This window comes from Rhizobacter sp. P2_H2 (assembly GCF_056403375.1).
In genome coordinates, this window is sequence record NZ_JBFUFP010001786.1 from 1 (window position 1) to 598 (window position 598).

Annotated in this window: 1 pseudogene; it reads left to right on the top strand. The window is 65.7% G+C overall.

What is annotated here, in order from left to right:
* Positions 1 to 598: pseudogene (locus AC1D15_RS36205) on the top strand (NADH-quinone oxidoreductase subunit F); the annotation flags it as partial.

Consider the following 598-nt stretch of genomic DNA (forward strand, 5'->3'; position numbering starts at 1 on the left):
GGACTACGTTGCGCGCGGCGGCTACCAGGCGCTGCGCAAGATCCTGACCGGTGAATTCCAGGGTGCCACCGGCGAGCCGATGACCCCCGAGCAGGTCATCGCCGAAGTGAAGACCTCCGGCCTGCGCGGCCGCGGCGGCGCGGGCTTCCCGACCGGCCTGAAGTGGAGCTTCATGCCGCGCCAGTTCCCGGGGCAGAAGTACCTCGTCTGCAATTCCGACGAAGGCGAGCCGGGCACCTGCAAGGACCGCGACATCCTGATGTTCAACCCGCACATCGTCATCGAAGGCATGGCGATCGCGGCGTTCGCGATGGGCATCAGCGTCGGCTACAACTACATCCACGGCGAGATCTTCGAGGTGTACGACCGCTTCGAAGCCGCCCTGGAAGAAGCACGTGCGGCCGGATTCCTCGGCGACAAGATCCTCGGCTCGAACTTCAGCTTCCAGCTGCACGGCGCGCACGGTTTCGGCGCCTACATCTGCGGCGAAGAGACCGCGCTGCTCGAATCGCTCGAAGGCAAGAAGGGCCAGCCGCGCTTCAAGCCGCCGTTCCCGGCCAGCTACGGCCTGTACGGCAAGCCGACCACGATCAACAAC